Below are 9,634 nucleotides of genomic sequence, written 5' to 3' on the forward strand. Positions count from 1 at the left end.
GCCTGGGGGCCGGGGCGGCGGGCTTCGCCCCCTGTTCCCGGTAGGCTTTCGCGTCCATGGACTGGAAGAAGTCCCCCCGGGGATTCACGGTTTTCTCCGGGTCCGCCGGGGCGGCGGGAACCGGCCCTCCCTGCGCCGCCAGGGCGTCCAGCACGGTGTGGTAGACCGCGTTGAAAACGGCCTGCTCCTGGGCGAATTTTACCGCCGTCTTAGCGGGGTGGACGTTCACGTCCACCGCCGTCACCGGCAGGGTCACCGCCAGCACGCAGCCGGGGAAGCGGCCCTTCATGATTTGGTTCCGGTAGCCCTCTTCCAGGGCGGCGGTCAGAAGCTGGGACTTGATGAACCGCCCGTTGACAAAAAAGACCTGCATCCCCCGGGAGCCCCGGCCCTGGAGAGGACGGGTGATGAAGCCCGACACCGCCGCGCCGTCTCCGCCCCCCTTCACGGGGAGGAGGCTTCGGGCGAAGTCCCGGCCCAGGGCGGCGTAAATGGCGGAGTCCAGCCGCCCGTNTCCGGGGGTGTGGAGGGCCTCCGTGCCGTCCTTGATGAATTTAAAGGACACGTCCGGATGGGACAGGGCCAGGTGCTGCATTAAACCGCCGGCCGCCGCCGTTTCGGCGCTGTCCTTTTTCATGAATTTCAGCCTGGCGGGGGTGTTGTAGAAGAGGTCCCGGACCAGGATGGTGGTTCCCTCCGGAGCTCCGGCCTCCTCCACCGCGCCGGGGACGCCCCCCTCCNNGCGCAGCGCCGCGCCGGTGGGGTCCTCCCGCCGCCGGGTTTGAATCTCCACCCGGCTGACGGCGGAGATGGCCGCCAGGGCCTCCCCCCGGAAGCCCAGGGTGCCGATTTTTCCCAGGTCCTCGGGGCCCCGCAGCTTGGACGTGGCGTGGCGCAAAAAGGCGGTGGGCAGCTCCGCCGGGGCGATGCCGCAGCCGTTGTCCGTCACCCGGATGAGGCCCATGCCGCCCCGGCGGAGCTCCACCACCACGGCGGAGCTATGGGCGTCCAGGGCGTTTTCCACCAGCTCCTTCACCACGCTGGCGGGGCGCTCCACCACCTCCCCGGCGGCGATGAGGTCCGCCACATGAGGGGGCAGCTGCTGAATGCTGGGCATGGGGTTTCCTCCTTTCCGGGGCCCGGCGGGCCGTTAAAACAAAAGCGCCGCGATGATGGGAATGGTGACGATGGAGGCCAGGGTGGAGACGAAGGTGATCTGGGCCATGCACTCCGCGTCCCCGCCGTACTCCATGCAAAGAAGCGAGCCGTTCACCGCCGCGGGCATGGCCATTTGGATGACAGCCACCCCCAGGATGAGGGGGTCCGTCCCCATCCACCGGAGGAGGAAGCACAGCGCGCCGGGCAGGGCCAGCAGCCGCACCGCCGTCAAAATCCACAGCCGGGGGGAGGCCAGCATCCGCCCCAGGGGAATCCCCGCCAGCAAAGAGCCCACAAACAGCAGCGACAGCGGCACCGTCACGTCTCCCACAAACTCCAGGGCCTCCCCAACCATGGCCGGGGGCCGCAGCCGCCCAAGGGCCAGAATCAAGGCCAGCAGGGCGGACACCACGCAGGGGGAGAACATCTGCCGGAGGCTGAACCGCTTGGCTCCGGTGAGCATCAGCGGCCCCAGGGTAAAGGTCATCAGGTTGAAGGGCAGGACCAGAATCACGGCGTAAAACAGGGCCTCCGCCCCGAAGAGGGCGGCTATCACCGGGTAGCCGATAAAGGCCACATTGGGAAAGGCCAGGGTGTACCGCCAGACTCCCCTCTGCCCCGGCGTGCCCCCCAGCAGGGGCGGAACCGCCAGGACGAAGGCCAGCTCCAGGAGGTAAAACACCGCCGCCACCCCCAGGGTTCCCAGCACCACCGCGGGCTCCGGCAGGGCTTCCCCCGTGCACACGGAGCCCAGAATCATGCAGGGCAGGGTGATGTCCAGCAGCAGCTTGGAGATGTGCTTGTCCGTCTGGCCGCCCAGGATTCCCAGGCGGCCCGCCAGAAAGCCCGCGGCGATGGCGAACAAAAGCACCAGCATCTCCGCGAAGGTATCCAGAAAACTCATAGCAAAACTTCTTTCCCGGGCGCGCGCGCCCCGCGTTATAAGGACCCCGCCAGGGCCGAAAGGGCGTTCACCCCGGCGTGGAGGCCGATGGAGGCCCAGAGGGTCCCGGAGTGCTCATAGGCCCAGGCCAGCACCAGGCCGGGGATGAGATACTGGACCATAGCCAGGAAGTAGGCCGGGTCCCGGTTCGCCAGGGCGAACTGCCACACATGGACCAGGGCGAAGAGGGCGCAGCTTGCGGCATAGGCCAAAAGGCGGCTCTTTTCCTTCAGCCCCCCGAAGACCAGGCCCCGGAACAGCGTCTCCTCCACAAAGGGGGCCAGGAAGACGACAATCAGGAGCGTCATGTGGGGGGCGCTTCCCGTCCGGGCGGAGATGACCGCGTCGTTCAAATTCCCGGAGCGGTCCACGAATACGCTCCCCAGTCGGGCCGCCAGCTCGCTAAGGCCGTAATAGGCCACAATGCCCACCCCCGCCGTCTTGAGGGCCCGGGCGGGCTCGTCCAAAAAGCGGCGGGTGGAGGTTCCCAGCAGGCGGTGGAAGAGGATGGCCGTCACGGCGAAGAGGCCGTAGTAATAGACCGCGCCGTACAGCTCCTCGGAAATCCGCCGCCCCAGAAGCTCCCCCGCCAAATGCCGGGCGGGCCCCGCCATAAGCGGGAGGAGGAGCAGGTAAAACACAAAGAAGATGCCGCCCCCGAACCGCTCCAGGTTCGTCAGCCCCGGGGAGGGTCGTTTCTTAGCCATAGCCGCCCCTTTACGTCAGTTTTTGTTTCAGCTCATACAAGAGGCTCATGGCCTCGATGGGGGTCAGCGTGTCCGGCTGGCAGCGGCGCAGGGCGTCCAGCACCTCCCCCTCCCCCAGGGAGCCCAGGGAGACCTGTTCCGCCTCCCGCCGGGGGGCGGGGGGCCTGCCCCCGGTTTCCAGCTCCTCCAGCACCTGCCGGGCCCGCTGAAGCACCTTCTCCGGCAGGCCCGCCAGCTTGGCCACCTCGATGCCGTAGCTCCGGTCCGCCCCGCCGGGGAGGATTTTGCGCAGGAAGATGATCTCCTCCCCCCGGGCCTTCACGGCGAGATGGAAGTTCGCCGCGCCGGGCAGGGAGTTTTCCAGCTCCGTCAGCTCGTGGTAGTGGGTGGCAAAGAGGGTCTTGGCCCCCAGGGTCTTGGGATTCGCGCAGTGCTCCAGCACCGCCCNGGCGNNNCTCATGCCGTNGAAGGTGGAGGTGCCCCGGCCAATCTCGTCCAGAATCAGCAAAGAGCGCTTGGTGGCGCGGCGGAGGATGTCCGCCACCTCCGTCATCTCCACCATGAAGGTGGACTGCCCGGCGGAGAGGTCGTCNCTGGCCCCCACCCGGGTGAAGATCCGGTCCACCACGCCGATGCGGGCGTGGGACGCGGGGACGAAGCTGCCCATTTGGGCCATGAGCACAATCAGGGCCGTCTGGCGCATGTAGGTGGATTTGCCCGCCATGTTGGGGCCGGTGAGGATGGCCACCCGNTTCTCCTTCTCCCCCAGGAACGTGTCGTTGGGGACAAAGAGGCTGTCCTTCAGCATCCGCTCCACCACAGGGTGGCGGCCCTCCCGGATTTCAATCACCCCGGACTCGTCCACGTCCGGGCGGCAGTAGTTGTTCCGCACCGCCACGGCGGCGAGGGACGCCAGCGCGTCCGCCTCCGCCACGGCCCCGGCGGTTTTTAAAACCCGGCCGGAGGCGGCGGAAATCTCCTGGCGGAGCGCGGTAAACAGCTCGTACTCCAGGGCCACCACCCGGTCCGAGGCGGTGAGGATNGAGTTTTCCAGTTCCTTGNGCTCCTGGGTAATGTACCGCTCCGCCCCCGCCAGGGTCTGCTTGCGGATATAAGTCTCGGGCACCTCGCCCTTATAGCTGTTGGAGACTTCGATGGTGTAGCCGAAGACCTTGTTGTACTTGATTTTTAAGGTCCGGATGCCGGTGCGCTCCCGCTCCCGGGCCTCCATCTCGGGGATGACCCCCTTGCCGCTTTTTAAAATATGCCGCAGGCGGTCGACTTCCGGGTGGAAGCNGTCCCGAATCAAATCCCCCTCCCGGACGGAGAAAGGGGGCTCGTCGCAGATGGTCTCGGCGATGCGCCGCCCCAGGTCCTCCAGGGCGTCCAGCTCCTCTGAAAGCTGGCGGAGACGGCGGTCGGAAAAGGCGGCGAGGCGGCTCTTAATCTCCGGCAGCTTCCCGATGGCGGAGCGGAGGGAGGCCAAATCCCGCCCCCCGGCGGAGCCGTAGACAATGCGGCTGATGAGCCGCTCCATGTCCCCCAGGCCCGAGAGGGCGGCGATCAGCTCCTCCCGGGCGATGGTGTCCCCCACCAGAGCCGCCACGGCCCCGCTGCGCCGGGTGATGGCGGCGACGTTCAAAAGGGGCCGCTCCAGCCAGCTTCGAAGGCACCGGCCCCCCATGGAGGTCTGGGTCCGGTCCAGCACCCAGAGAAGGCTCCCCTTCTTCTCCTTGCCCCGCATGGTGGCGGTCAGCTCCAGATTCCGCCGGGCGGTCAGGTCCAGCTCCATAAAGAGGCCCTGCTCATAGTAGTCTAAGTCGTTGATGTAGGAAAGGTCCGTCTTCTGCGTCTCGTATAAGTAGCTCAGCAAGCCCCCCAGGGCCATGGCGGCGGCGGGCACGGCGGCGGGAAGCCGGTTCCAGGCCTCCTCGCCGAACTGCCTGCGGATATTCCGCTCCGCCTCCGGCAATAGGAAGCGCCGCTCCCCGGCACGCTCCACCCGGCAGCGGAATTTCTCCCGGAGGGCCGCCACCAGGGCCGTCTCGGCATAGGCCCCGTCGTTTACCACCGCCTCGGCGGGGGAGAAGCGGCCCAGCTCGTTGATAATATGCTNCGCCCNGTCCTTCCCAGTGAAGGAGGTGAGGTGGGCCCGGCCGGTGGTGACGTCGCAAAAGGCGATTCCGGCGGACCGGGCGTCGGCGTAGACGGCGCAGAGGAAGTTGCTGGCCTTCTCGTCCAGGCAGCCGGCGTCGGTAACCGTCCCCGGGGTGACCACCCGGATGATGTCCCGCTTCACCAGCCCCTTGGCGGCGGCGGGGTCCTCNANCTGCTCGCAGANGGCCACCTTGTACCCCTTGGCGATGAGCCGGGCAATGTAGCTCTCGCTGGCGTGATAGGGGATGCCGCACATGGGCACCTGCTCTTCGGCGGGCTTTAAGTGCTTACCCTTGTCCCGGCTGGTAAGGGTCAGGTCCAGCTCCCGGGAGGCCAGCTTCGCGTCGTCGGCGAACATCTCGTAGAAGTCGCCCAGGCGGAAGAACAAAATGGAATCCGGGTTCTGCTTTTTAATTTCCAGGTACTGCTTCATCATGGGGGTCAGCTCTGCCATGGGATTCCTCTCTTTTCTCTAAAAACTCCTGCTCACAGCTCCGCCGAGGCGCCGCAGTCCATGGGCCGCAGCCGGTCCCCCNGCGCTTCTTTGAGCCGCCCATAGGCCCAGTCCCCGGTGCAGTGGCCGGTGTAGTAAATCGTACTTCCCTGGCGCAGCTCCTCCGCCGTGGCGCGGAGCAGCGCCTCCGCCTCCGGCGCGCCGGGGGCCAGCTCGAAGAGGTGGAAGCCGCCGAAGACCACGTCGGGCAGGCGGCCCAGATGCCGCTTCGCCGCCCGGAGNATGTTCACGACGCCTGAATGCCCGCACCCGATCAGGAGGGCCGCCCTGCCGTTCTCCTCCGCCAGCAGATGCTGCTCGTGGGCGAAACCGTCGGGCCGGAAGCCCTCCCCGATCTTCTCCTGGAGCTTGGGGGCAACGGCCCGGAGGGCCTTGTCGTCCTCCACGTCCGAGAACAGGGTCAGCCCGTCTCCCAGGTCNTCCCGGTCCCCGGTGAAGGAGAACCGATCCGCAAGCGCTTCCGTTTCCGGCAGGCCGATGTAGTTGGGTTCCTGCCCCGGCAAAACGGCGTAATAGGCCCCCAGGGCCTCCCGGCGGAGGTAAATCTTTGCCCTCCGGTTGCACTCGCAAAACGCCGCCAGGCCCCCGCCGTGGTCGGAGTGCCCGTGGGACAGCACGGCGGTATCCACGGCGGCAGGATCGATTCCCAGGGCCCGGGCGTTGCCCAGGAAGGAGGCGTCGGGCCCCATGTCGAAGAGGACCTTGCGCCCCGCCGCTTCTACATAGAGGGAAAGGCCCCGGGAGGCGGCACGGACNGGATGGCAGGACGTATTTTCCAGCAGGGTGACNATCTTCATGGGAGTACCTCCTGTTTTGTAATCAAGCCGNCCTTGACAGACCGGGCGGGGTCCGCTATAATAAAGGCAGGAGGGCGGTCAGCCGGTGGCAGCCGGTTGGCGGTCAATCGTCTTACAAGTTTATAGCTTGAGAAATTGCCGCTTCTTGCTGTTACTGGGGGGCGGTTATTTCTTTAGGTTATGACCTAATTTGGATAGCCCCAATCACGAGCGTAAGTAATGCGATGACTTCCAGCGCGCTCATGGGCCTCACCTCTTTCCGCCTGAAAGAGGATTGACCCCGCCTCTCCTGCCGGTTTCTATTATAGCACATTTGTCAATAACTGCCTGAAAGACCCTGCGCGCGGCGCAGGGTCTTTTTTATTCCTCCGGCTCCTTGGGCCAGTCCCGGCAGACCAGCTCGTCCAGGGAGAGGCTGTAAAAATCCGCCAGGGCAATGAGGGTGGACATNTNTGGTTCGNAATGGCCTCTCTCATACGTTTGATAGGCCCGCCAGCTAATACCGATGTGAGGGGCAAGCTCCGTCTGCTTCAGCCCATGTGCTTTTCGCAATTGTAAAAGATGTTNAGAAAAAGTCATTTTTATCTCCCTTTTCCATTGACAGACAGAATTCTGTCTGATATAATTACCACATAAACAGNATTCTGTCCTTTNGGAGGTGCCGCCATGGACGGCTATCTTGACTGCCTGTATCGTTATACCTTGGATCATCTGCTTCTGGACGCGCGCCTGGACCTCATAGACTACAGCCGCTGGAACAACCGCCAGGATTTCGCCTGGGAGGCTCTGGAGAAAGCCCTGACCCCGGAACAGCTCCGCCTGGTGGAGGACTACAAGGACGCCTGCTGCGGCCTCCGGGACCTGGAAGACCGGCTTTTGTTCCAGGAGGCCGTCTCCCTGGGCAAGTGGATGGTACGGGCTTAGGCGGGCCGCCGGGGGCGGCGGTCCCTGCGCATTGCCTGTAGGGGCCGGCCNCCTNGCCGACCCGTTTTCCGGGAATGCCGGCCCTAAACCGGCTNCCCGTACAGCGCCCAGGNGTTGCTCCCGGTGATTTTCACCTCCAGGAACCGCCCGATCAGGGACTTGTCCCCCTTTAGCCGCACCAGCCGGTTTCCCTCCGTCCGGGAGGAGAGGGGGTATTCCCCGTCCTCGCTCTCGCCGTCCACCAGGACCCGGACCGTCCTGCCCGCATATCTGGCGTGAATCTCCGCCGAGCGGGCGTTCTGGACCTCCAGCNGCTTGTCGAACCACTTTTGTTTCTCCTCTCGTGAGGCCGGGTCCGGCAGCGCCGCCGCCTTGGTNCCGGGCCGGGGGGAGTAGATGAAGGTGAAGAGGGCGTCAAAGCCCACCTCCTCCACCAAAGACACGGTGTCCATGGCCTCCGCCTCCGTCTCCCCGGGGAAGCCGATGATCACGTCGCTGGTCAAAACCAGCCCCGGCATGACGGACCGGGCGTACCGGATCAGCTCCAGGTACTTCTCCCGGGTGTAGCGCCGGTTCATCTCCCCCAGCACCCGGTCGTTTCCGGACTGGAAGGGCAGGTGGAGCTGCTTGGCAACGTGACGGCACTTCGCCATCACGTCGAAGAGCCGGGGGGTGGCGTCCTTGGGGTGGCTGGACATGAAGCGGACCCAGTAGTCCCCGGGGATTTGGTCGATGTCCTCCAGAAGGTCCGGGAAATGATACCCGGTATCCAGGTCATTGCCGTAGGAGTTCACGTTCTGGCCCAGCAGGGTGATGTCCTTGTACCCGGCCTCCACCAGCTCCCGGACCTCCGCCAGCACGGCGGAGGGCTCCCGGCTCCGCTCCCGGCCCCGGACGTAGGGCACGATGCAGTAGGAACAGAAGTTGTTGCACCCGTACATGATGGAAACCCAGGCCTTCACCCCCCCTTCCCGGACCACCGGCAGGCCCTCGGCGATGCAGCCGTGCTCCTCGGCGGTGGAGAAGACCCGCTTCCGGGTTTCGTAAACCTGCCAAAGGAGCTCCGGGAAGCGCCACAGGGCCTGGGGCCCGAAGACCAAATCCACATGGCGGTAGGATTCCTTTACCCGCTTCGCCACCCGATCTTCCTGGGCCATGCAGCCGCAGAGGATGATCACCTGCTCCGGGTTCTCCTTCTTGGAGTGGGTCAGGATGCCAAGGTTCCCGAAAACCCTCTGCTCCGCGTGTTCCCGGACGGCGCAGGTGTTCAGCAGGGCCAGGTCCGCCTCTCCAGGGTCCTCCGTAAAGGCAAAGCCCATGGCTTCCAGCATGCCCATGATCCGCTGTCCGTCCGCCACGTTCTGCTGGCAGCCGAAGGTCTCCACACAGGCCCTGGGATGGGCCCCCCGGGCGGCGAACATGGCCTNTATCTTCTCCTGAAAGCCCCGCTGGCGGGCGATTTCCCCCTCCGGGACCACGATTTCCTCTCGCTTCAAAACGCTTCCTCCATCCGTGCCGGTGATATTTAAAATTCAACAGCGTTATCATACCATGAAAGCCAGGAAAGCACAAGGCGGAATCCCGCCCCCCGCCCGGGTGTTTTGTGATTTTCGCCGGAGGTAATCGGTTTACCTTTGTCAAAAACGTAAAATCTCACAAAAGGCCTTGACAGCCGTTCAAAATTATTGTATATTTTAGCTACAGAAAGAGGTGAGTCCAGTGTACTAGTCCGACACGAAAACCCACGTCTTCCAAGCGCCGTTCGAAAANNCCCAGCGCATACCCGGCGACAGCGTGATCTCAGGCAATTCCCAAAGACGAAACACCCCTCATTATGATGAGCCAGCGGGACCAACAGGTCGGCGCGAGAAACTGTTTTATGGATTGGAAACCCCACGGATCACCCANATCCCAGCGAATCNCCCCGAACGGCAGCATTAAGAAAGCACGAGGTACGAAGACCAATGGATAGTCCGATCAATGGTTGAGCCCCCCATTCGTCGAAGGAGCGGATGGGGGGATGTTTTTGCCCGTCTGCCGCCCATGGGGCGGCTTTTTTGCGCCCCGGGTATTGCCTTTCCGCCCCGAACAAGATATAATTGCTGCCAGGTCCCGCAGGAAGGATTTTCCGGCGGGACAAAACGCAAAGAAGGAGATATCACGAAACATGAAGAGAACACGCATTGCGGCATTCCTGCTGGCCCTGGTGCTGTGCCTGGGGCTTCTGCCCATGACGGCCCTGGCGGAGGAGGACAGCGGAAAATTCGATGTCATCTTTGACGCACACCCCGGAACATTCCCCCCCAACGGGACTACCCTCATGACCGTCCAGACAACCGGGCCCAAGGTGGAGGAGCCCGCCGTAAAGCCCGTATATNCGGGCCACACCTTTGACGGCTGGTTTACTCAAGACGGCAAGCCGATCTCCGATGTC

General features: G+C 64.4%; 8 protein-coding genes. 1 reads left to right on the forward strand and 7 read right to left on the reverse strand.

What is annotated here, in order from left to right; translation table 11 throughout:
• From mutL to JX325_RS18545, 6 genes are all read right to left on the reverse strand, one after another.
• Positions 1-1,117 (reverse strand): DNA mismatch repair endonuclease MutL (gene mutL / locus JX325_RS07485; RefSeq protein ID WP_204790525.1); only part of this gene is annotated, 1,117 nt, incomplete at its 3' end.
• A 33-nt stretch (positions 1,118-1,150) separates the two neighbouring features.
• Positions 1,151-2,062, reverse strand: coding sequence for an AEC family transporter (locus tag JX325_RS07490; protein WP_204790526.1), 912 nt, complete (start codon positions 2,060-2,062; stop codon positions 1,151-1,153).
• Positions 2,063-2,097: 35 nt separating this feature from the next.
• Complete coding sequence (locus JX325_RS07495) at positions 2,098-2,808, reverse strand: CPBP family intramembrane glutamic endopeptidase (RefSeq protein WP_204790528.1); 711 nt, start codon at positions 2,806-2,808, stop codon at positions 2,098-2,100.
• 10 nt (positions 2,809-2,818) lie between these two features.
• Positions 2,819-5,419, reverse strand: a complete 2,601-nt coding sequence (mutS, locus tag JX325_RS07500; protein WP_204790529.1) for a DNA mismatch repair protein MutS — start codon at positions 5,417-5,419, stop codon at positions 2,819-2,821.
• A gap of 32 nt (positions 5,420-5,451) precedes the next feature.
• Positions 5,452-6,276: an MBL fold metallo-hydrolase gene (locus JX325_RS07505; protein ID WP_204790531.1), complete on the reverse strand. Its 825-nt coding sequence runs from the start codon at positions 6,274-6,276 to the stop codon at positions 5,452-5,454.
• 360 nt (positions 6,277-6,636) lie between these two features.
• Entirely contained in the window at positions 6,637-6,987 is a 351-nt protein-coding gene (locus JX325_RS18545) for a helix-turn-helix transcriptional regulator (RefSeq protein ID WP_307819254.1), read from the reverse strand.
• On the opposite strand from JX325_RS18545, the gene JX325_RS07515 reads away from it, so the two are divergent.
• Positions 6,943-7,200 (forward strand): hypothetical protein, encoded by a 258-nt coding sequence (locus tag JX325_RS07515; RefSeq protein WP_204790533.1) that lies wholly within the window; start codon positions 6,943-6,945, stop codon positions 7,198-7,200. The two genes, JX325_RS18545 and JX325_RS07515, sit on opposite strands and share 45 nt — an antisense overlap.
• 83 nt (positions 7,201-7,283) lie before the next feature.
• Here JX325_RS07515 and miaB read toward each other — a convergent pair whose 3' ends face one another.
• Positions 7,284-8,696 carry a tRNA (N6-isopentenyl adenosine(37)-C2)-methylthiotransferase MiaB gene (gene miaB / locus JX325_RS18055; protein ID WP_243413979.1) on the reverse strand — a complete coding sequence of 471 codons (1,413 nt, stop codon included), beginning with the start codon at positions 8,694-8,696 and terminating at the stop codon, positions 7,284-7,286.
• Positions 8,697-9,634 lie beyond the last annotated feature (938 nt).

The organism is Oscillibacter sp. CU971, assembly GCF_905219725.1.
In the GTDB taxonomy this organism is placed as follows: domain Bacteria; phylum Bacillota; class Clostridia; order Oscillospirales; family Oscillospiraceae; genus Oscillibacter.

Bases quoted from the DNA above. Each gene is read 5' to 3' on its own strand.
- JX325_RS07490 (WP_204790526.1), bottom strand. From the start codon at position 2,062: ATGAGTTTTCTGGATACCTTCGCGGAGATGCTGGTGCTTTTGTTCGCC.
- JX325_RS07495 (WP_204790528.1), bottom strand. From the start codon at position 2,808: ATGGCTAAGAAACGACCCTCCCCGGGGCTGACGAACCTGGAGCGGTTC.
- JX325_RS07515 (WP_204790533.1), top strand. From the start codon at position 6,943: ATGGACGGCTATCTTGACTGCCTGTATCGTTATACCTTGGATCATCTG.